The sequence below is a fragment of the Streptomyces sp. NPDC093221 genome, assembly GCF_044753885.1.
Lineage (GTDB): Bacteria > Actinomycetota > Actinomycetes > Streptomycetales > Streptomycetaceae > Actinacidiphila.
This window is the reverse complement of the sequence record NZ_JBIVOA010000002.1, coordinates 196,353-217,958: the sequence shown is the minus strand read 5'-3', so window position 1 is coordinate 217,958 and position 21,606 is coordinate 196,353. Positions and strand designations below refer to the sequence as shown.

Below are 21,606 nucleotides of genomic sequence, written 5' to 3'. Positions count from 1 at the left end.
CCTCTCCCGCGCCCGGCGGGAGGGACGGGCAAGGCGCCGCCCGGGTAATCGGTGTCGGGGGAAGGCGTGGGCGTGCGATGCTCGGCAGCGTGCAGACGCAGTCGCTGAGTCCCGAGTTCATTGGCCGTGACGCCGAGCTGGCGAAGCTCGGCGCCGCGCTGGCCGCCGCGGCGGCGGGGGAGCCGCAGGCGGTGCTGATCGGCGGGGAGGCGGGGGTCGGCAAGACCCGGCTGACCGAGGAATTCGTGGCCGCCGCGCGGGCGGCCGGCGCGGTCACCGCGGTCGGCGGCTGCGTGGAGATCGGCGCGGACGGACTGCCGTTCGCCCCGATCTCGACGGCGCTGCGCGCCCTGTACCGGGCGCTCGGCGCCGAGCTGACGGCCGCCGCGGCCGGGCAGGAGGCCGAGCTGGCCCGGCTGCTGCCCGAGCTGGCCGAATCCGGCGGCGGCCTGCCGCGCGACCCGCACGACGAGGACGGCCGGGTCCGCCTCTTCGAGCTCACCGCTCGCCTGCTGGAACGGCTCGGCGCCGACCGTACGCTCGTCGTCGTCCTGGAGGACCTGCACTGGGCCGACCGCTCCACCCGCGAGCTGCTGGCGTATCTCTTCCGCTCCCTCCAGCGCGCCCGCGTGCTGATCGCGGGCACCTACCGCGCCGACGACATCCACCGCAGGCACCCGCTGCGGCCCTTCCTCGCCGAGACCGACCGGCTGCGGACCGTCAAGCGCATCGAGCTGCCCCGCTTCAGCCGCGCCGAAGTGCGCCGTCAGCTCGCGTCGATCCTCGGCGCGGAGCCCGCGGACGCCGTCGTGGACGAGGTCTTCACCCGCTCGGACGGCAACCCCTTCTTCGTCGAGGAGCTGGCGTGCAGCATCACCCGCGGCTGCGCCACCGGCATCAGCGAATCCCTCCGCGACCTGCTGCTGGTCCGCGTCGAGGCGCTGTCCGACGACGCCCAGCGGGTGGCGAAATTCGTCGCGGAAGGCGGCAGCACGGTCGAGTACCGGCTGCTCGAAGCCATCACGGGACTGGACGAGGACGCCCTGCTGGACGCGCTGCGCACCGCCGTGGGCGCCAACATCCTGCTGCCCTCCGACAGCGGTGAGGGCTACCGCTTCCGGCACTCCCTGGTCCGCGAGGCCGTCGGCGACGACCTGCTGCCCGGCGAGCGCAGCCGGATCAACCGGCGGTACGCGCGGGCCGTCGAGGCCGACCCGACGCTCGTCCGCGCCGACGAGCGGGCCGCGCGGCTCGCCAGTTACTGGTACGCCGCCCACGACCCGGCCAAGGCGCTGCCCGCCGTCCTGCGCGCCTCCGTCGAGGCCAGGCGGCGGCACGCGTACGCCGAGCAGTACCGGCTGCTGGAACGCGCGCTCGAACTGTGGGACGACGCCCCCGAGGAGACCCGCGCCGAGCTGCGGCCCGCCGACTACGCGGAGGCGTACCCGGCGTGCGGCTGCCACCCCGACACCCCGCTGAGCCTGCTGGACCTGCTCGCCGAGGTCACCGTCGCCGCCCGGCTCGGCGGCGAGCGGGAACGCGCGCACGCGATGGCCAAGCGGGCACTGCGGCTGATGGACCGCGACGACAGCGGCGACGACCCGCTGCGCGCCGCCTGGTTCTGGGCGCAGCGCTCCCGTGTCACCGAGGCGCTCGGCCGCGGCGACGGCTGGGACGAGCTGTCGCGCGCCCGCGAACTGGTCCGCGGCCAGCCGCCGTCCGCCGCGCACGCCGAGGTCCTCACGATGATCGCGAGCTGGATCATGGTGCACAAATCCGGCGCCGAGGGCGTCGACATCGGGCGCCGCGCCGTCGAGTACGCCCGGCAGGCCGGCGCCCGCGACACCGAACTGCACGCCCGCGTCACCCTCGGCCTGCTCCAGGCCGACGGCGGTGACATCGACGGCGGCATCGCGGAGGTCGAGGAGGTACGGCGGCTGCTCAGCGGCGACCACGCGGTGCCCGGCGCCATCGCCCGCACCTACGGCAATCTGTCCTCCGTCCTGGAGGGCGCGGGCCGCTCCCGCGAGGCCGTCGCCGTCGCCCGCGAGGGCCAGCGGCTGATCGGCGCGCGCGTCTCGCTCGGCATCCGCTCGTGGCTGCTCACCAACGAGGGCGAGTCGCTGATCTCGCTCGGCCGGTACGCGGAGGCCGCCGTCGCCCTCGCCGAGGCGCTGCGGTACGCCGACGGCTCGTATCCGCGCGCGGGCATCGAGATGCACCACGGATTCCTCGCCCTGCTGCTCGGCGACACCGAGGCCGCCGTCCGCTACCAGTCCGCCGCCCGGTCCGGTCTCCTCCACGACACGCAGCCGCAGCACCTCATCCCGAGCCGCACCCTCGCGCTCCAACTGGCCTCGGCCCAGGGCCGGTACGACGACGCGCGCCGCGAACTCCTCGGCGCGATCGACAGCGGCTTCGCCACCGGGACCACCCGCTTCGCCTGGCCCCTGCTCGCCGCGGGAGCCGCCGCCGAGGCCGACGGCGCCGCCGAACCGCGCGTCCTGGAACGTATCCGCGCCGCCGCCCGCGAACTGTCCCGGCCGACGCCGCTCGCCGAGGCGTACGCCCTAGTGGTCGACGCCGAACTGGCCCGCGCCGAAGGCCGTACGGAGCCCGACCTGTGGGCCGCCGCCGCGCTCGCCTTCGCCCGCCAGGAACGGCCGTACGAACTGGCCGCCGTACGCCACCGGCACGCCGAGGCGCTGCTGGCCGCGGGGCCCGAGGGCCGTGAGGAGGCCGGGTGCCTGCTCGCGCAGGCGTACGCGACGGCGGACGCCTTCGCCGCGCGCCCCCTGCGCGACCGGATCACCCGACTGGCCCAGCGCGGTCGCCTGCCCCTGGACAGCCCCGCGCCCCCCGCCGCGGACCCCGGCGAATCCCTCGGGCTCACCGCCCGTGAACGCGACGTGCTCCGCCTGGTCGCCGACGGCCTCACCAACCGTCAGGTCGCCGAAGTCCTGTTCATCTCACCCAAGACGGCGAGCGTCCACGTCTCCAACATCCTCGCCAAGCTCTCGCTGTCCACCCGCGGTGAGGCCGCCGCGCTGGCCCACCGGCTGAACCTCTTCGCCCCGGCGGCGTCCTGACGCCGCCCGCGCGGGTCAGCTCACCGTGAGGTGCAGAATGCGGTCGTCGCCCTTGGCGGGGGTGCCGCGGCCGTCGGTGTTGCTGGTCGTCAGGTACAGGGTGCCGTCGTCGGCGGCGACGACGGTGCGCAGGCGGCCGTAGACGCCGGTGAAGAAGGACTGCGGCGCGGCGGCGGCGTGGACGCCGTCGAGGGGGATGCGCCACAGGCGGGCGCCGTGGAGGGCGGCCATCCAGATGGACCCGGCGGCGTAGGCGATCCCGCTGGGCGACGCCTGGTCGGTGTGCCACTGGACGACGGGGTCGACGTACCCCGCGCGGTGCGCGATGCCCTCGACGACCGGCCAGCCGTAGTTCTTGCCGGGCTCGATGAGATTCAGCTCGTCCCAGGTGTCCTGGCCGAACTCCGAGGCCCACAGGCGGCCCTTGTCGTCCCAGGCCAGGCCCTGCACATTGCGGTGGCCGTCGGAGTAGTCGAGGGAGCCGGGCGTGGGGTTGTCCTTCGGCGGCTGCCCGTCGGGCGTCATCCGCAGGATCTTCCCGGCGAGCGAGGACTTGTCCTGCGCGAGCCCGCGCTGGTTGGTCTCGCCGGTCCCGGCGTACAGCATCTTGTCGGGGCCGAAGGCGATCCGCCCGCCGTTGTGGATGGTGCCGCTGGGGATGCCCCGCAGGATCGTGTCGGGGGCGCCGAGCTGCTGGCCCTCGGCGTGCGAGGTGTCGTAGAGCATGCGGACGATGCGGTTGTCCGACGCGGTCGTGAAGTACGCGTAGACCAGCCGGTCGGAGCCGAAGTCGGGGGAGACCGCGAGGCCGAGCAGACCGCCCTCGCCGCCCGCCTGGACGCCGGGCACGGTGCCGACCGCGCTGGTGGTCTTCTTGACCGGGTCCACGCGGACGATCCGGCCGGTGTCGCGGGAGCCGACCAGCATGGTGCCGTCCGGCAGCGTCGCGACGCCCCACGGGGTGTCGAGCCCGGAGGCGACGGTGCCGGTCACCTTCGCGGTGCCCTTGGCGGGCGCGGCGGACTCCGACGGGCTGGCGGGCGGCGCGGTGGTTCCGGCCGTGCCGCCGCTCGGGGAGGGCGCGGACGGCGAGGCGCCACTGCCCGACGGCCGGGGAGTGACGAGATTCGGGCCGTCCGACGAGCAGCCGCCGAGGACGAGTACGGCCACGGCGGCCACAGTCCCGGCCGCCGTCCGGCGGACCGGCCCGCGGCGCACTGCGCTCCAAGACCTCACGGCGCTCACTCCCTCGTTTCGCCCCAGCACATCACACGCGAGCGGCGTCCCGCCCGCCGATCACCCGTACCCGCCGGGGCCGCACGGCAGACCCGCGTCAGTCCCACGAGCCGCGCGCGGCGGGCAGCTCCGCGATCTCCGACAGGTCCTCCGAGGTCAGCCGCAGCCGCGCGGCCCCGGCGTTCTCGGCCGTCCAGCGGGCCGACTTGGCGCCGGGGACCGGCACGACGTGCGGCCCCTGGGCGAGGACCCAGGCCAGGGCGACCTGGGCGGCGGTCGCGTCGTGCCGCTGGGCCACCCGGCGCAGTCCCGCCACCACGGGCTGGTTGGCGGCCATCATCTCGGCGGTGAAGCGCGGATGCCGGGCGCGCAGGTCGTCCGGCTCGAAACCGCCGCCGGGCGTCAGCGTGCCGGTGAGGAAGCCGTTGCCCAGCGGCATCGCGGCCATGAAGCCGATCCCGCGCGCCGCGCACCACGGCAGCAGCGACTCCAGGGCCTCGGCCGCCCACACCGACAGCTCGGCCTGCACACAGCTGACCGGGAAGACCTGCTGGGCGCGTACGAGGTGCCGGATCGTCTCGTCGTGCAGGTGCGCGCCGGTACGGCGGTTGCCGCGCGCGCCGACCGCGCACAGGCCGAGCGCCCGCACCTTGCCCGCCGCGACCAGTTCCGCCATCGCGCCCCAGGTCTCCTCGATGGGCACCTCGGCGTCCACCCGGTGGAGCTGGTAGAGGTCGATGACGTCGGTCTGGAGGCGGCGCAGCGACGCGTCGCAGGCGCGTTTGACGTACCCGGGGCGCCCGTTGGCGACGATGTGCTGCTCGCCGACGAGCAGCCCGCACTTGGTGGAGACGAAGGCGTCGCGCCGCCGCTCCCTCAACACCCGCCCCAGCAGCAGCTCGTTGGTGAACGGGCCGTACATGTCGGCGGTGTCCAGCAGCGTCGAACCCGTGTCGAGCGCGGTGTGCACGGCCCGCAGCGACGTCTCGCCGTCCTGGCGCGAGGTGCTGTACGCCCAGCTCATCGGCATGCATCCCAGGCCCACGGCGCCCACTTCGAGAGCTGCTGCACCGATTGTCCTGCGCTCCACCCGACCGTCCTCCCTCAAAGGGCCGTTCGTGATCCGCCGGACCGATCCCAGCCGCCGCCCCACTGTGTCATAGCCTCCTGACCATGAACGACATGACCCGAGACCGCCGTCCCCAGGTGTGGCTCTCCGTGCCGCCCGAGGGCGTGGACGGACTGCCGGACGCCTTCGAGTACGTCTTCTGGGACGGTGACGGCGACTTCCCCGCCGACCCGGCGGACGCCGCCTTCTACGTCGTCCCCTACATGAAGGGCGCGACCGCGGGAGCGCTGCCGCTGCCGCGGATGACCGGGGTGCGCGCCGTGCAGACGCTCAGCGCCGGAGTGGACCACATCCTGCCGCACCTGGAGCGACTGCCGCCCGGCGTGAGCCTGTGCAACGCGCGCGGGGTGCACGAGGCGAGCACCGCGGAACTCGCCCTCGCGCTCGTCCTCGCCTCGCTGCGCGGCATCCCGCGCTTCGTGCGCGGCCAGGACGCCGAGGAGTGGCACGGCGGTTTCTACCCGGCGCTCGCCGACCGCGAGGTGCTGATCGTCGGGTACGGCTCGATCGGAGCGGCCGTCGAGGAGCGGCTGATCCCGTTCGAGTGCGAGGTGGTGCGGGTGGCGCGCGGCGCCAGGAACGCGCCGCGCGGACCGGTGCACGCCCTCTCCGAGCTGCCGCGCCTCCTTCCGTCCGCCGACGTGGTGGTGCTCACCACTCCGCTGACCGAGCAGACCCGCGGCCTGGCCGGCGCGGAGTTCCTGGCCCGGATGAAGGACGGCGCGCTGCTGGTGAACATGGCGCGCGGCCCGGTCGTCGACACCGAGGCGCTGCTCGCCGAGACCGGGGCGGGGCGGCTGACCGCGGCGCTCGACGTCACCGACCCCGAACCGCTGCCCGCGGGGCACCCGTTGTGGCACGCGCCGGGCGTGCTGATCAGCCCGCACGTGGGCGGCAGCACCTCGGCCTTCCTGCCGCGCGCCCAGCGGCTGATCCGCGAGCAGCTCGTACGCTTCGCGGCCGGTGAACCGCTGGAGAACGTCGTCGCGACGAGCTGACCCGGCTGGCCGAGCGACCGGCCGACCGGCCGATGGGCCGACCGAGACGTCCCGCGCACGGCCGTCGGGGCGCGGCCGACGCGTATGCGTGAGGCGGGACGGGCACGCCTACAGCACGGGGAGGACGGCCCTTCGGCACGCGGCGACCGCACGCGCGTCCGCCATCTTCCCTGTGGTTACGCTGAGTAGAGGAACTATGTCCCTGAGTGACGGATCTGGTGTATCGTCCCGATCGGGGGACTCACCGGGGCCGGGAGGGACGGCCACGGTGATGTGAACGACGAGCAAGTGAAGGGGGGCGACGGGCGATGCACGGCCGATGGATTCACTCCGGTCACTCCAGCGCGCGGGCCCAGAGCGCCGTACTGAGCAGCACACCGCGGCCGTTCGGCCCGCGCCGACGACACCGGACCGCACGGTGAGCTCCACCGGGGCGGTGCTCGCCCGCCCTTCGGCGCGCGGCGGCCGGGCGGGCCTGCTGCCCCAACTCCTGGTCGCGGTCCTGTGCGGCGGCTACACCACCGGCGCCGTGCTCGGCTGGGGCTCCAGCGAAGTCGCCCTGGTCATGGGCGACTTCGGACTCTCCGCCGCCGCGGCCACCGCCACCGTCTCCTCGCTGGTCTACGCGCGCAAGGTCTGCGGCCAACACCGCCCCGCCTGGCTGCTGTTCGCGGTCTCCTCCGCGATGGTCGCGCTCGGCAACGGCATCTGGGGCTGGTACGAGGTGGTGCTGCGCCGCCCGGTGCCGCAGACCTCCGCCGCCGACTTCTGCTTCCTGATGTTCGCGCCGCCCGCCATCATCGGCCTGCTCGTCCTGGCCAAACGCCCGGTCACCAGAGCCGGTTGGGTCTGCCTGGCGCTGGACGCGTCGCTGATCGGCGGCTCGCTGCTCACCTTGTCGTGGAGCCTGGCGCTCGCCCACACCGCGGCCTGGGACGGCCCGAGCACCGCCCGCATGGCGCTCTCGCTGGCCTACCCGCTGCTGGACATCGTCCTGGTCAGCATGGTGCTCGCCCTGCACTTCCGGCGCTCGGCCGCCAACCGCGCCGCGGTCAACACCGCCATCGCCGCGCTCGCCATGACCGTGCTGTGCGACGCCCTGTTCACCTCGCCGATCCTGCGCGAGCACTACCGCTCGGGCCAGATCCTCGACGCGGGCTGGTTCGCGGGCAGCATGCTGCTGGCGTACGCGCCGTGGACCGGCACCCGCACCGACCCGGTGCGGCGCACCGCTACCGCGACCCGCAAGGTCACCGGCTCGCTCGCCGCCCTCACGCCGTATCTGGCCGCCGCCGTCTGCACCCTCGGCATCCTCTACAACGTGATCACCGGCCAGAAGTGCGACCGCGTCGTCCTCTTCACCGGCTGCACCGTCGTCCTCGCCCTCGTCGTACGCCAGGGCATCATGCTGCTCGACAACATCTCGCTCACCCAGGAACTGGCCCAGAAGGAGAACCACTTCCGCTCCCTGGTCCAGGGGTCGAGCGACGTCATCATGATCGCCGCGCCCACCGGAGTGCTGCGCTACGTCAGCCCCGCCGCGCAGGGCGTCTACGGCCGCGACCCGGAGGAACTGGTCGGCACCGAACTGGCCGCGCACATCCACCCCGACGACCTGGGACGCGTCGTCCACGAGGTCCGCAGATTCCTCGCCGCGCCGCCCGGTGACGAACCCGCGACCCGGATCGAGTGCCGCATCCGCTCCGGCCACACCCGCAACCAGGACGGCTCGATGGCCGACGACTGCTGGCTCAGCGTCGAGTCCAGCGTCAACCGCTACCAGGGCGGCCTGATCTTCAACAGCCGGGACGTCACCGAACGCGTCAGGCTCCAGGCCCAGTTGCAGCACAACGCCTCGCACGACCCGCTCACCGACCTGCCCAACCGCGCGCTGTTCACCGAGCGCGTCACCCGCGCCCTGAGCGGCCGGAGGGCCGGTGACGCCCACGCCGCCCTGCTCTACGTCGACCTCGACGGCTTCAAGGCCGTCAACGACACGGTCGGCCACCAGGCGGGCGACGAACTGCTGGTCCAGGCCGCCCGGCGGATACGGGACGCGCTGCGCTCCGGCGACACCGCGGCCCGGCTCGGCGGCGACGAGTTCGCCGCCCTGGTCTGCGGCGCCAGCGCCGACCCGCGTGAGCGCGAGTTCCAGATCCTCGACATCGCGGAGCGCCTGCGGTCGGTGCTCTGCGAGCCGTACCGCGTGGAGGGCGGCGAGGTACGGGTCGCCGCCAGCATCGGCATCGCCTTCGCCGAACCCGGCGCCACCCCCGGCGAGCTGATGCGCAACGCGGACCTGGCGATGTACCGCGCCAAGCAGGCGGGCAAGGGCCGCGTCGAGGTCTACGCGCCGCAGATGCAGGCCGACGTCGTCCGCCGCACCGAACTGGCCGGCAGGCTCCGCAAGGCGCTGCACGACGGCGAGTTCACCCTGCTCCACCAGCCCGTGGTGGAACTGGACAGCGGCCGGGTCACCTCCGTCGAGGCGCAGGCCCGCTGGCGGTCCGCGCAGGGCATCCTCTTCACCCCCGCCGAATTCCTGCGCGCCACCGAGGACACCGACCGTTCCTTAGAGCTGGGGCGGTGGCTGCTGGAACAGGCGGTGGAGCAGGCGGCGCTGCGGTACGGGGCCGGTCACACCGTCCCCGTCGCCGTCCGGCTCCCCGCCCACCGCCTGCTCCACCGCGACCTCCCCGTGTCCGGCATCGAGACCATGCTCACCCGGCACGGACTGCCCCCCGGCGGCCTCGTCCTGGAGCTGGCGGGCGGCGACCCCCGGATCGCCCTGGACGACCTAGAGCGGCGGCTGTCGGCGCTGCGCAGGATGGGCGTACGGATCGCGCTCGGCGGCTTCGGCGGCGGCTACGCCTCGCTCATCGCGCTGCGCAGACTCCCCGTCGACCTCGTCAAGCTCGACCGCTGCTTCGTGGAGGGCGTCGTGGAGTCGGCCCGGCTGCACAAGATCACCCGCGGTCTGCTGCGGATCGCCCACGACCTGGGCGTGGGCAGCGTCGCCGACGGCGTGGACCGCCCCGAGCAGCTGCACGTCCTGCGCGACATGGGCTGTACGCACGGCCAGGGCATGGCCTTCTCGGGGCCGCTGGACGAGCACCGGCTGCGCGGCTCGCTGACCCGCGGCGGCTATCCCGTACCGCGGGAAACACCCCGTGAACAGGTCACATCGAACGGACTTCCGCTGCCCTCGCGTCGCTCAAATACTGAGACGCGTGTCCCACCGGCTTGACACCCGCCGGGGTCCGGGAGGAAGGTCAAGGCCATGCGCACCCGAATTCTCGTACTTGGAAAGCGCGTCGGCTGACCGAGGCCGTACAGCCTCGCACACGCACCGACGCGCTCCCCTCGCTTGCCTCACGGCACGAGGGGTTTTTTGTTGTCCGGCCCCCGTCGGACACCCCCACAAAACCCTCATCACCCCCATCTTCGAGAGAAGAGAACGCAGATGACCGAGCAGGCCAACGGGTCCCACCATCCGCAGCCGCGGACCCGCAGCGCGGCTCCCGCCGCAGCAGCCACCCCCGAGCGCATGACGGGCGCGCAGTCGCTCATCCGCTCCCTCGAGGCCGTTGGCGCCGACACGGTATTCGGCATTCCCGGGGGCGCGATCCTGCCCGCGTACGACCCGCTCATGGACTCCGCGAAGGTCCGGCACATCCTGGTCAGGCACGAGCAGGGCGCCGGTCACGCCGCCACCGGCTACGCGCAGGCCACCGGCAAGGTCGGCGTGTGCATGGCCACCTCGGGCCCCGGCGCGACCAACCTCGTGACGCCGATCGCCGACGCCCACATGGACTCGGTGCCGATCGTCGCCATCACCGGGCAGGTCGCCGCCAAGGCCATCGGGACCGACGCCTTCCAGGAGGCGGACATCTGCGGCATCACCATGCCGATCACCAAGCACAACTTCCTGGTCACCGACGCGGCCGACATCCCGCGCACCATCGCCGAGGCGTTCCACATCGCCTCCACCGGCCGCCCCGGCCCGGTCCTGGTCGACATCGCCAAGGACGCGATGCAGAACGAGACGACGTTCTCCTGGCCGCCGCAGCAGGACCTGCCCGGCTACCGCCCGGTGACCAAGCCGCACGCCAAGCAGATCCGCGAGGCCGCCCGGCTGATCAACGAGGCCAAGCGCCCCGTGCTCTACGTCGGCGGCGGCGTCATGAAGGCCCGCGCCACCGGCGAACTGCGCATCCTCGCGGAACTGACCGGCGCGCCCGTCACCACCACCTTGATGGCGCTCGGCTCCTTCCCCGACAGCCACCCGCAGCACGTCGGCATGCCCGGCATGCACGGCGACGTCGCCGCGGTCACCGCGCTCCAGAAGGCCGACCTGATCGTCGCCCTCGGCGCCCGCTTCGACGACCGCGTCACCGGCCGCCTCGACACCTTCGCGCCGTACGCCAAGGTCGTGCACGCCGACATCGACCCGGCCGAGATCTCCAAGAACCGCGTCGCGGACGTCCCGATCGTCGGTGACGCCCGCGAGGTGCTCGCCGATCTGATCGTCGCCGTCCAGGCCGACCACGAGGCCGGTCACAAGGGCGACTACACCGGCTGGTGGGAGCACCTGAACTTCTGGCGCAACACCTACCCGCTCGGCTACGACCTGCCCTCCGACGGCAGCCTGTCCCCGCAGCAGGTCATCGAGCGGATCGGCCAACTCGCCCCGGAGGGCACCCTGTTCGCCGCGGGCGTCGGCCAGCACCAGATGTGGGCCGCCCAGTTCATCAAGTACGAGAAGCCCTCCACCTGGTTCAACTCCGGCGGCGCGGGCACCATGGGCTACGCGGTCCCGGCCGCCATGGGCGCCAAGGCCGGCCGCCCCGACGCCACGGTCTGGGCGATCGACGGCGACGGCTGCTTCCAGATGACCAACCAGGAACTGGTCACCTGCGCGCTCAACAACATCCCGATCAAGATCGCGATCATCAACAACGGCGCGCTGGGCATGGTCCGCCAGTGGCAGAACCTCTTCTACGGCGAGCGGTTCTCCAACACCGTGCTGCACTCAGGCGCCGAGAACGTCCCCGGCTCCACGCAGGGCGTCGGCTCCATCCAGAACCGCGGCACCCGCGTCCCGGACTTCGTGAAGCTGTCCGAGGCGATGGGCTGCGTGGGCTTGCGCTGCGAGACCCCCGAGGAGCTGGACGCGGTCATCGCCAAGGCCAACTCCATCAACGACCGCCCCGTCGTCGTGGACTTCATCGTCCACGAGGACGCGATGGTGTGGCCGATGGTCGCCGCAGGCACCTCCAACGACGAGATCATGGCCGCCCGCGACGTCCGCCCGGACTTCAGCGACGAGCTGGACGACTGAAGCGACCGCGGACACGTGAGAGAAGGAATCCCGACCATGTCCAAGCACACCCTCTCCGTCCTGGTGGAGAACAAGCCCGGTGTCCTCGCCCGGATCACGGCGCTGTTCTCCCGGCGCGGCTTCAACATCGACTCCCTCGCGGTCGGCACCACCGAGCACCCCGAGATCTCCCGCATCACCATCGTGGTCAACGTGCTGGACGAACTGCCGTTGGAGCAGGTCACCAAGCAGCTCAACAAGCTCGTCAACGTGCTGAAGATCGTCGAACTCGACCCCGCGTCGGCGGTTCAGCGCGAACTCGTTCTGGTGAAGGTGCGGGCCGACAACGACTCGCGCTCCCAGATCGTGGAGATCGTCCAGCTCTTCCGCGCCAAGACCGTGGACGTCTCCCCGGAGGCCGTCACCATCGAGGCCACCGGCGGCGCCGACAAGCTGGAGGCCATGCTCAAGATGCTGGAGCCCTTCGGCATCAAGGAACTCGTCCAGTCCGGCACCATCGCCGTCGGCCGGGGCGCCCGTTCCATCACCGACCGCAGCCTGCGCGCGCTGGACCGCTCCGCGTAGCACCGCGGCGTCACGTAACGCCTCCTCGCCCGAATCCGTATGGCGAGACCCCGCAACCCCCGTGTCCCCACCCGTCGTACGGTGGGCCGTACAACCCGATCCAAGGAGAGACCCGAAGTGGCCGAGCTGTTCTACGACGACGACGCCGACCTGTCCATCATCCAGGGCCGCAAGGTCGCGGTCATCGGATACGGCAGCCAGGGCCACGCCCACGCGCTGTCGCTGCGTGACTCGGGCGTCGACGTGCGCGTCGGTCTGCACGAGGGCTCCAAGTCCAAGACCGTGGCCGAGGAGCAGGGCCTGCGCGTGGTGTCGGTGGCCGAGGCCGCCGCCGAGGCCGACGTGATCATGATCCTGGTCCCGGACCCGATCCAGGCCAAGGTCTACGAGGAGTCCATCAAGGACAACCTGAAGGACGGCGACGCCCTCTTCTTCGGCCACGGCCTCAACATCCGGTTCGGCTTCATCAAGCCGCCGGCCGGTGTCGACGTGTGCATGGTCGCCCCCAAGGGCCCCGGCCACCTGGTCCGCCGTCAGTACGAGGAAGGCCGCGGCGTGCCCTGCATCGCCGCCGTCGAGCAGGACGCCACCGGCAAGGGCTTCCCGCTGGCCCTGTCGTACGCCAAGGGCATCGGCGGCACCCGCGCCGGCGTCATCAAGACCACCTTCACCGAGGAGACCGAGACCGACCTCTTCGGTGAGCAGGCGGTCCTGTGCGGCGGCACCTCCGCACTGGTCAAGGCCGGCTTCGAGACCCTGGTCGAGGCGGGCTACCAGCCGGAGATCGCGTACTTCGAGTGCCTCCACGAGCTGAAGCTGATCGTGGACCTCATGTACGAGGGCGGCCTGGAGAAGATGCGCTGGTCGGTCTCCGAGACCGCCGAGTGGGGCGACTACGTCTCCGGCCCGCGGATCATCAACGAGAACACCAAGGCCGAGATGAAGAAGATCCTCGGCGAGATCCAGGACGGCACCTTCGCCAACAACTGGATCGCCGAGTACAACGCCGGTCTGCCGAAGTACAACGAGTACAAGAAGGCCGACGAGGACCACCTGCTGGAGACGACCGGCCGCAAGCTGCGCAAGCTGATGAGCTGGGTCGACGAAGAGGCGTAACACCCCTCACGCGGTCTCGGGGGCTCTCGGCCGCCGGGCGGGCCAAGGGGTCTGTCCGGCGGGTGAGAAGCCCCTTGGCCGTGGCGTACAACCACCTTCGGGTGATCCTTACACCAAGGCGTAGGGTGCCCGTCAACGCGCCGATACACTGCCTTAACAAGCGCGTCAGGCTCACAGCGTCGTGCGTCTTCCACGCGGCATGCCATCCCCTCCCTCCCTGGAGCGACCGCGGGACCGGCCGCCCACGAAGGACAAGTGAGGACCACGTGAGCCAGAAGCCTGTCGTACTCATCGCAGAAGAGCTGTCGCCCGCCACGGTGGACGCGCTCGGCCCGGACTTCGAGATCCGGCACTGCAACGGGGCGGACCGAGCCGACCTGCTGTCCGCGATCACCGATGTCGACGCCATCTTGATCCGCAGCGCCACCAAGGTCGACGCGGAAGCCGTAGCCGCCGCGAGCAAACTCCGGGTCGTCGCCCGCGCGGGCGTCGGCCTCGACAACGTCGACGTCTCCGCCGCCACCAAGGCCGGCGTCATGGTCGTCAACGCGCCGACCTCCAACATCGTGACCGCCGCCGAGCTGGCCTGCGGTCTGATCATCGCCACCGCGCGCAACATCGCCCCGGCCAACGCCGCGCTCAAGAACGGCGAGTGGAAGCGGAACAAGTACACCGGCGTCGAGCTGAGCGAGAAGACCCTCGGCGTCGTCGGCCTCGGCCGGATCGGCGTGCTGGTCGCCCAGCGGATGTCCGCCTTCGGGATGAACATCGTCGCGTACGACCCCTATGTGCAGCCCGCGCGCGCCGCGCAGATGGGCGTCAAGCTGCTCACGCTGGACGAGCTGCTCGAAGCCGCGGACTTCATCACCGTGCACCTGCCCAAGACGCCCGAGACGCTCGGCCTGATCGGTGACGAGGCGCTGCACAAGGTCAAGCCGTCGGTCCGGATCGTGAACGCCGCGCGCGGCGGGATCGTGGACGAGGAGGCGCTGGCCTCGGCGCTCAAGGAGGGCCGGGTCGCGGGCGCGGGTCTGGACGTATACAGCAAGGAGCCGTGCACCGACTCCCCGCTGTTCCAGTTCGACAACGTGGTGGCCACCCCGCACCTGGGCGCCTCCACCGACGAGGCGCAGGAGAAGGCGGGCATCGCCGTCGCCCGCTCGGTGCGCCTCGCGCTCGCCGGTGAGCTGGTCCCGGACGCGGTCAACGTCCAGGGCGGCGTCATCGCCGAGGACGTCAAGCCCGCTCTGCCGCTCGCCGAGAAGCTCGGCCGGATCTTCACCGCGCTGGCCGGGGAGGTCGCGGCCCGCCTCGACGTCGAGGTCTCCGGCGAGATCACCCAGCACGACGTGAAGGTGCTGGAACTCAGCGCGCTCAAGGGCGTGTTCGAGGACGTCGTCGCCGAGACGGTCTCCTACGTCAACGCGCCGCTGTTCGCGCAGGAGCGCGGGGTCGAGGTCCGCCTCACCACCAGCTCCGAGTCGCCCAACCACCGCAATCTGGTGACGGTGCGCGGCACGCTCGCCGACGGCACCGAGGTCTCGGTCTCCGGCACGCTGGCCGGGCCGAAGAACATCCAGAAGATCGTCGCGGTCGGCGACGTCGACACCGACCTGGTGCTCGCCGACCACATGGCCTTCCTGCGCTACACCGACCGCCCCGGCGTGGTCGGCACCCTCGGCCGCATCCTCGGCGAGGTCGGCGTCAACATCGCCGGTATGCAGGTCGCCCGCGCCGCCGCCGGCGGCGACGCGCTGGTCGCCCTCACCGTCGACTCCACGATCCCGGCCGGTGTCCTCAGCGACATCGCGGCGGAGATCGGCGCGACGTCCGCCCGCGCGGTGAACCTGACGGACTGACGGTCCGCACGCGTACGACGGCGCCGCCTCCCACCGGGTGTGGGGGGCGGCGCCGTCGGTATGTCCGGCCGCCCTACAGGCGTGCCGCCTTCAGGGCCATGTGGAGCAGCAGCCGCGACTCGCCGTCGGCCAGGTCGAGGCCGGTCAACTGCTCGATGCGCGAGAGCCGGTAGTAGAGGGTCTGGCGGTGGATGGCCAGTGCGGTGGCGGTGCGGCCGGCCTGCCCGGCGTTGTCGAGGAACGCCTCGGCGGTGTGGGCCAGTTCGCGGTGCGCGGGGGAGAGCAAGGGGGCGATCACCGGGTCCGGCGGGACGTCCGCCGGGAGCGCGGTCAGTAAACGGTAGGGGCCGATACCCGACCACTTCGCGATCGGCCCGTGCAGCGGCTGCGCGAGCGCGGCGCGCGCCGCGTCCCCCGCCTCCCGCCACGCCTCCGGCAGCTCCGCGAGCGACTTGCGCCCGTCGCTGACCCCGGCCACCGCGCCCTCCGAGGCCACCTCCCCGAGCACCCGCGCCGCCGCCGACCTGGCCGTGGCCAGCAGTTGTACGGTGCGCAGCCGCACCAGCAGCGCGACGCAGTCGCCGCGCGGGCCCGGCACGAAACAGAGCGCGGCGGCCGACGGGATCGTCCGCGGCCCCGGCAGGTCGTCCTCGCCGCCGGACGGCGGCCGGATGCAGACCAGCGCGTGCGGCTCGTCGGCGTCCGGGCCGAGCGCCGTCCGCAGCGCGTCCTCCGCGTTGTCGCGGGCGGCGCGGGTGCGGGCGGTCAGCAGGTCGCGCAGCGCCCGGCCGGTGCCCGCGCCCTCGCGGGCCGTCACCGCGAGCCGGTCGCCGATCCTGGCGGCCACCGCCATCGCCGCGTCCAGTTGGGTGGCGGTGTGCTCGGCCTCGTCCAGCAGCCAGACGTAGCCGTGCACCACGCCGCCGTGCCGCACGGGCAGGCAGAGTCTGCCGCGGAAGACGCCCGCCGAGGGCGCGGCCGGAATCCGTACCGGCCCGGTGGCGCGGGTGATGCCGAACTGCTCGAACCAGGCGCGGACCTCGGTGGTGGAGCCGCGCGTGAGGATCGACCGGGTACGCACCGGGTCCGTCGCGCCGTCGTCACCGTCGTGCACGCCGAAGGCGATCAGCCGGAAGTCCCGGTCCTCCAAGGTCGCGGGCGCCCCCAGCAGCGCCGACACCTCGTCGACCAGCTCCTGGAGATCGCCGCCGAAGCCACTGAAACCGCCGCTGCCGCCGTAGTCACTACGCACTCGTCCATTCTCCCTCATACATCTGTATGAGGGACCACACCCTGATGCGTGACAGGTGTCGCTGGTCCAACGGGTAGGCGAATCCTAGATTCGGGGCGACGGCCGGGGACGGCCGTTCCCCCGTACCGCCCTCGTCCCGGAGGAGCCACCGTGCTCGGTCCCGTGTTGCTCGCCGCCTCGCGCAGCGACCGTATGCGCCGCGTCGTCGCCGCCGCACCCGTCACCCGTCCCGTGGTGAACCGCTTCATCGCGGGCGACGAACTGCGCCCCGCGATGGACACCGTGCGTTCGCTGACCGCCTCCGGCCTCGACGTCACCCTCGACCACCTCGGTGAGGACGTCACCGACCGGGCCACCGCGCAGGCCACCAGGGACGCGTATCTGCGGCTGCTGGAAGCGCTGCGGAACGACGGCCTCGGCAGCCGCGCCGAGGTGTCGGTGAAGCTGTCCGCCTTCGGCCAGACGCTGCCCGACGGCGGCCACGACATCGCGCTGGCCAACGTACGGCGGGTCGCCGAACTGGCCGCCGAGGTCGGCACCACCGTCACCCTCGACATGGAGGACCACACCACCGTCGACTCGACGCTGGCGATACTCCACGAGCTGCGCCGCGAGCACCCCGGCACCGGCGCCGTCCTCCAGTCGTATCTCTTCCGCACCGAGGACGACGCCCGCGCGCTGGCGGTCGCGGGCTCGCGCGTACGGCTGGTCAAGGGCGCGTACAAGGAGCCCGCCGAGGTCGCCTTCCAGGCCAAGGCCGACGTGGACAAGGCGTACGTCAGGGCGCTGCGCATCCTCTTCGCGGGCGACGGCTACCCGATGGTCGGCTCGCACGACCCGCGCATGATCGCCATCGCTCAGGACCTGGCGGCGCGCAACCACCGGCTGGCCGGGTCGTACGAGTTCCAGATGCTGTACGGCATCCGGGCCGCGGAGCAGCGGCGGCTCGCGGACGAAGGCGAACGTATGCGCATCTATGTGCCGTACGGCGCAGACTGGTACGGATACTTCATGCGCCGCCTCGCGGAGCGCCCGGCGAACCTCGCCTTCTTCCTCCGCTCCTTCCTCCCCGCCCGCTGATCCGGCCCGCCGGTCCCGGGCCCCTGATCCGCCCGTCGACTCCCGCCCGCTGATCCCCCTTTCTTCACCGAAGGAGAAACGCTTCATGGACGCCGTGACCCAGGTTCCCGCGCCGGTCAACGAGCCGGTGCACTCGTACGCGCCGGGCAGTCCGGAGCGCGCCCGTCTGGAGGCGAAGCTCAAGGAACTGGCGGGCAACCCCGTCGACCTGCCGATGTTCATCGGCGGCGAGCAGCGCATGGGCGGCGGCGAGCGCTCCGACGTCGTGCAGCCGCACAACCACGGCGCCGTGCTCGGCAGCTACGCCGAGGCCACCGCGCAGGACGCGCAGGACGCGGTCGACGCCGCGCTGGCCGCCGCCCCCGCCTGGCGCGCGATGGCCTTCGACGACCGCGCCGCGATCATCCTGCGCGCCGCGGAACTGCTCGCCGGACCCTGGCGCGAGACGATCGTGGCCTCCACGATGCTCGGCCAGGGCAAGACCGCCCAGCAGGCCGAGATCGACAGCCCCTGCGAACTGGTCGACTTCTGGCGGTTCAACGTCCACTTCGCGCGGCAGATCCTCGCCGAGCAGCCGGTCGCCAACGCCCCCGGCGTCTGGAACCGCCTCGACCACCGCCCGCTCGAAGGCTTCGTCTACGCGATCACGCCGTTCAACTTCACGGCCATCGCGGGCAATCTGCCCACCGCGCCCGCCCTGATGGGCAACGTCGTGGTGTGGAAGCCGTCGCCGACGCAGACCCACTCGGCCGTCCTGCTGATGAAGGTGCTGCGCGAGGCCGGGCTGCCCGACGGCGTCATCAACCTGGTGACCGGCAACGGCATCGCCGTCTCCGAGGTCGCCCTGACCCACCCGGACCTCGCCGGTATCCACTTCACCGGCTCCACCAAGACCTTCCAGCACCTGTGGCGCACGGTCGGCGAGCACATCGAGGGCTACAAGTCCTACCCCCGGATCGTCGGCGAGACCGGCGGCAAGGACTTCGTGGTCGCGCACCCGTCCGCCGACCCCGCGATCCTGAAGACCGCGCTGACCCGCGGCTCCTTCGAGTACCAGGGCCAGAAGTGCTCGGCCTCCTCCCGCGCCTACATCCCGCGCTCGATCTGGGACGGCGGCTTCAAGGAGGAGTTCGCGGCCGAGGTCGACGGCATCACCATGGGCGACGTCACCGACCTGTCCAACTTCCTCGGCGCCGTCATCGACGAGCGGTCCTTCGCCAAGAACAAGGCCGCCATCGACCGCGCCAAGGCCGACCCGACGATCGAGGTCGTCGCGGGCGGCACGTACGACGACTCGGTCGGGTACTTCATCCGCCCGACCGTCCTGGTCTCCACCGACCCGGACAACGAGATCTTCCGCGAGGAGTACTTCGGCCCGGTGCTCGGTGTGTACGTCTACGAGGACGCCGACTTCGAGACGATGCTCGCGCAGATGGAGTCGGTCTCGGCGTACGGCCTGACCGGCTCGGTCATCGCGCAGGACCGGGCCGCGGTGGCCGACGTGATGGAGAAGCTGCGGTTCGCCGCGGGCAACTTCTACATCAACGACAAGTCGACCGGCGCCGTCGTCGGCCAGCAGCCGTTCGGCGGCGGCCGGGCGTCGGGCACCAACGACAAGGCGGGCGCCGCGCAGAATCTGCTGCGCTGGACGTCCACGCGCTCCATCAAGGAGACGCTGGTCCCGCCGACGGACTACCGCTACCCGCACCAGGGCTGACCACGCCCTGCCCTCAGCGGCCCCCGTCACCGGTCCCCATCCGGTGGCGGGGGCCTCCTCATGGGTGACGGTCGTCTCAGATAGTAGGAAGTCCGAGTAATTGTGGCGACAGGACGGCCACGCTGACCTAACTTTGTAAGAAGCCGAACGTCTCGCTCCATCGAGCGAGCGGCGGATGCGAGCAGCGCCCTTCGCGCGGGTCACCCCCGCGGCGCCCGCTCCCCGCCCCGTTCCGTGGCGACCGCCATCCATCTCCTCAAGTTTTCCCTGGAGTTGATCACCATGGACGAGACCGCCCGCCAGAACGCCCTCCGCGCCCTCCAGCGCAGCATGGACCGCCGCGACAACGGCGGCAGCACGGGCCACGAGGCCCGCTGACCGCACCCCGCACGAGCGGCGCGCGGCCCGCGGCCGGCCCCGTGGCCCGGCCTCATGAGACCGGCTCCACACCACCGGTCTCACGGTTCCGGCCCTACCGCGCGCGCCGCGCCACCGTGAAGTGGTCGATCCGCGCACCCGTCTCCGCCAGCGCGGACACGGTCAGGGTCGACTCCCGCCCCGGCCGCGCGGGCTCGACGTCCACGGAGATGAACGAGTAGCCGGTGTAGCGGACCCGCGACCACTCGACGGTGTCGGCGACCTTGCCGCCGCCCTTCGCGGAGTGCCACGTCGTGACCGAGTCCACGTGGTGCTCCGCGCCCTCCACCGAGTCCGGCGCCGGGAAGTCGTACAGGCTGCGGCCCGCGCCGCCCGCGGTCACATAGACGACGCCGTCCGTCTCCGGCCGGGTCGTCGCACCGATCGCCACCTGCCGGGACACCTGCCCGCCGCGGATCGCGTCGGTCCGCTCGTACACGTGGTTGTGGCCGTTGATCACCAGGTCCACCCGGTGCTTCTCGAACAGCGGCACCCACTGCGCCTGCACACCGCCGTCCGAGGCGTGCGCGTTGGTGGTCGAGTACGCGCAGTGGTGGAAGAAGACCACCAGGAAGTCGATGCCGTGCTGCTTGCGGTACTGGCCGAGCGTCCGGTCCAGCCACGCGGTCTGCTTGCCGCCGGTGATCCCGTAGTTGGCCGGGATCTCGTACGAGACGTCGTTGGCGTCCAGCGCGATCACCGCGGTGTTGCCGTAGACGAAGGAGTACGAGCCCGGCTGGTTCTTCGGGTCGTGGCCGTTGCCGGGCAGCGCCCAGCGGGCCTCCTGGCCGCCGTAGCCGTTGGGCGAGTACCAGGCCTCCATGTCGTGGTTGCCGGTGGTCACCATCCACGGCACCCGCGCGGCCACCGACTCGGTCTGCGCGAGGAAGGAGTCCCAGGTGCGCGCGTCGTAGTCCGCGCCGTCCGCGGGCAGGCCCGCGCCGTCCGGGTCGGCGTAGCAGATGTCACCCGCGTGCAGGTGGAAGGCCGGGTTGCGGGCCAGGATCAGCGAGTCGTTGGCCAGCGCGTGGTAGCTGACGCCCTGGTCGCCGAAGGCGGTGAAGGTGAAGCGCTTCCGCTTGCTCTGCGAGGGAGCGGTGGTGAAGGAACCCACGGTCGCGAAGGCGGCGGCGTCCGCCGGGTCGAAGCCCTCGTGGCCGACGCCGTAGTAGTAGGTGGTGTCGGGACGCAGCTTGTCCAGCGCCACGTGCAGGTAGAACTGGTCGACCGGCGGCAGCTTGCTGTTGAGGAGCTGCGGGGTGTGCAGCGCCCGCACCTCCGCCTCGATCTTGTGGCTGAGCGACCAGGGCTGGAGACCGACCCGCAGGAACGGCCTGCGGACCGCGAGCGGCACCTGCCAGGAGACCCGGAACTGGGTCTTCGGGTCGGGGCCGAAGGCGAGGTGGCGGCCGAACGGGGCGACCAGCGCGCCGTCGACGTGGTGCCCGGTGGCGGGCCGGCCGAGCAGCGTCGGGCCCGCGCCGGGGCTCGGGGTGCTCGCGGCGGCGACGCCGCTGAGGAGGCCGGAGGCGGCGATCGTGCCCGCGGCCGCGACACTGCCGCCGATGACCCGGCGGCGGGTCAGCTTGGCGCGCAGGTATTCGTGCTGCTCCGCCATGCTCATCCGACCGGCGAGCCTGGCGTCGATACCCATCTGTGGTGTGTCCATGACGCGCAATCTCCCAGCGCCGTCCTACCGTGGCCCGACTGGCGTCCGTCCGCGCGGTGAACGCGGCGTGGCGACCGGCTGACGCCCAGGATGCCGGATACCTCCGGTCGTCCGGCATGCGGACACGCCGTGTCAGGGG

14 protein-coding genes are annotated in these 21,606 nt (G+C 72.2%); 10 read left to right on the top strand and 4 right to left on the bottom strand.

Annotated elements, in window-relative coordinates:
* The first annotated feature begins 77 nt into the window (after positions 1–77).
* Positions 78–3,089 carry an AAA family ATPase gene (locus ACIQCJ_RS07140; RefSeq protein WP_402710930.1) on the top strand — a complete coding sequence of 1,004 codons (3,012 nt, stop codon included), beginning with the start codon at positions 78–80 and terminating at the stop codon, positions 3,087–3,089.
* A 15-nt stretch (positions 3,090–3,104) separates the two neighbouring features.
* Here ACIQCJ_RS07140 and ACIQCJ_RS07135 read toward each other — a convergent pair whose 3' ends face one another.
* Positions 3,105–4,259 (bottom strand): PQQ-dependent sugar dehydrogenase, encoded by a 1,155-nt coding sequence (locus ACIQCJ_RS07135; protein ID WP_401306191.1) that lies wholly within the window; start codon positions 4,257–4,259, stop codon positions 3,105–3,107.
* Positions 4,260–4,422: 163 nt separating this feature from the next.
* Positions 4,423–5,415 (bottom strand): aldo/keto reductase, encoded by a 993-nt coding sequence (locus ACIQCJ_RS07130; RefSeq protein WP_355348110.1) that lies wholly within the window; start codon positions 5,413–5,415, stop codon positions 4,423–4,425.
* 92 nt (positions 5,416–5,507) lie between these two features.
* Here ACIQCJ_RS07130 and ACIQCJ_RS07125 point away from each other — a divergent pair, with 92 nt between their 5' ends.
* The 6 genes from ACIQCJ_RS07125 (at position 5,508) to serA (ending at position 15,332) form a co-directional block, all read left to right on the top strand.
* Entirely contained in the window at positions 5,508–6,452 is a 945-nt protein-coding gene (locus tag ACIQCJ_RS07125; protein WP_401723107.1) for a 2-hydroxyacid dehydrogenase, read from the top strand.
* 418 nt (positions 6,453–6,870) lie between these two features.
* Positions 6,871–9,699 (top strand): EAL domain-containing protein, encoded by a 2,829-nt coding sequence (locus ACIQCJ_RS07120; RefSeq protein ID WP_355348113.1) that lies wholly within the window; start codon positions 6,871–6,873, stop codon positions 9,697–9,699.
* A 216-nt stretch (positions 9,700–9,915) separates the two neighbouring features.
* Positions 9,916–11,793 (top strand): acetolactate synthase large subunit, encoded by a 1,878-nt coding sequence (locus ACIQCJ_RS07115; protein ID WP_355348116.1) that lies wholly within the window; start codon positions 9,916–9,918, stop codon positions 11,791–11,793.
* Between the two features lie 36 nt (positions 11,794–11,829).
* A complete protein-coding gene (gene ilvN / locus ACIQCJ_RS07110) occupies positions 11,830–12,357 on the top strand; it encodes an acetolactate synthase small subunit (RefSeq protein ID WP_188284938.1) in 528 nt (175 codons plus the stop codon).
* A gap of 117 nt (positions 12,358–12,474) precedes the next feature.
* Positions 12,475–13,473, top strand: coding sequence for a ketol-acid reductoisomerase (gene ilvC / locus ACIQCJ_RS07105; protein WP_355348120.1), 999 nt, complete (start codon positions 12,475–12,477; stop codon positions 13,471–13,473).
* Positions 13,474–13,739: 266 nt separating this feature from the next.
* Positions 13,740–15,332, top strand: a complete 1,593-nt coding sequence (serA, locus tag ACIQCJ_RS07100) for a phosphoglycerate dehydrogenase (protein WP_355348123.1) — start codon at positions 13,740–13,742, stop codon at positions 15,330–15,332.
* A 73-nt stretch (positions 15,333–15,405) separates the two neighbouring features.
* Here the strand turns inward: serA and ACIQCJ_RS07095 are convergent, their stop codons facing one another.
* On the bottom strand, positions 15,406–16,602 hold the full coding sequence (locus ACIQCJ_RS07095) for a helix-turn-helix domain-containing protein (RefSeq protein WP_355348126.1): 1,197 nt from the start codon (positions 16,600–16,602) through the stop codon (positions 15,406–15,408).
* Positions 16,603–16,734: 132 nt separating this feature from the next.
* On the opposite strand from ACIQCJ_RS07095, the gene ACIQCJ_RS07090 reads away from it, so the two are divergent.
* The 3 genes from ACIQCJ_RS07090 to ACIQCJ_RS07080 all read left to right on the top strand — a co-directional run bounded on the left by ACIQCJ_RS07090 (position 16,735) and on the right by ACIQCJ_RS07080 (position 19,759).
* A complete protein-coding gene (locus ACIQCJ_RS07090) occupies positions 16,735–17,664 on the top strand; it encodes a proline dehydrogenase family protein (protein WP_402710929.1) in 930 nt (309 codons plus the stop codon).
* Between the two features lie 85 nt (positions 17,665–17,749).
* Positions 17,750–19,381 carry an L-glutamate gamma-semialdehyde dehydrogenase gene (gene pruA / locus ACIQCJ_RS07085; RefSeq protein WP_355348131.1) on the top strand — a complete coding sequence of 544 codons (1,632 nt, stop codon included), beginning with the start codon at positions 17,750–17,752 and terminating at the stop codon, positions 19,379–19,381.
* 234 nt (positions 19,382–19,615) lie between these two features.
* Positions 19,616–19,759: a hypothetical protein gene (locus ACIQCJ_RS07080; RefSeq protein ID WP_188284990.1), complete on the top strand. Its 144-nt coding sequence runs from the start codon at positions 19,616–19,618 to the stop codon at positions 19,757–19,759.
* 94 nt (positions 19,760–19,853) lie between these two features.
* Here the strand turns inward: ACIQCJ_RS07080 and ACIQCJ_RS07075 are convergent, their stop codons facing one another.
* The gene (locus ACIQCJ_RS07075; protein WP_402710928.1) at positions 19,854–21,467 is read right to left on the bottom strand and encodes a fibronectin type III domain-containing protein; all 1,614 of its coding nucleotides are present in this window, start codon (positions 21,465–21,467) and stop codon (positions 19,854–19,856) included.
* Positions 21,468–21,606 lie beyond the last annotated feature (139 nt).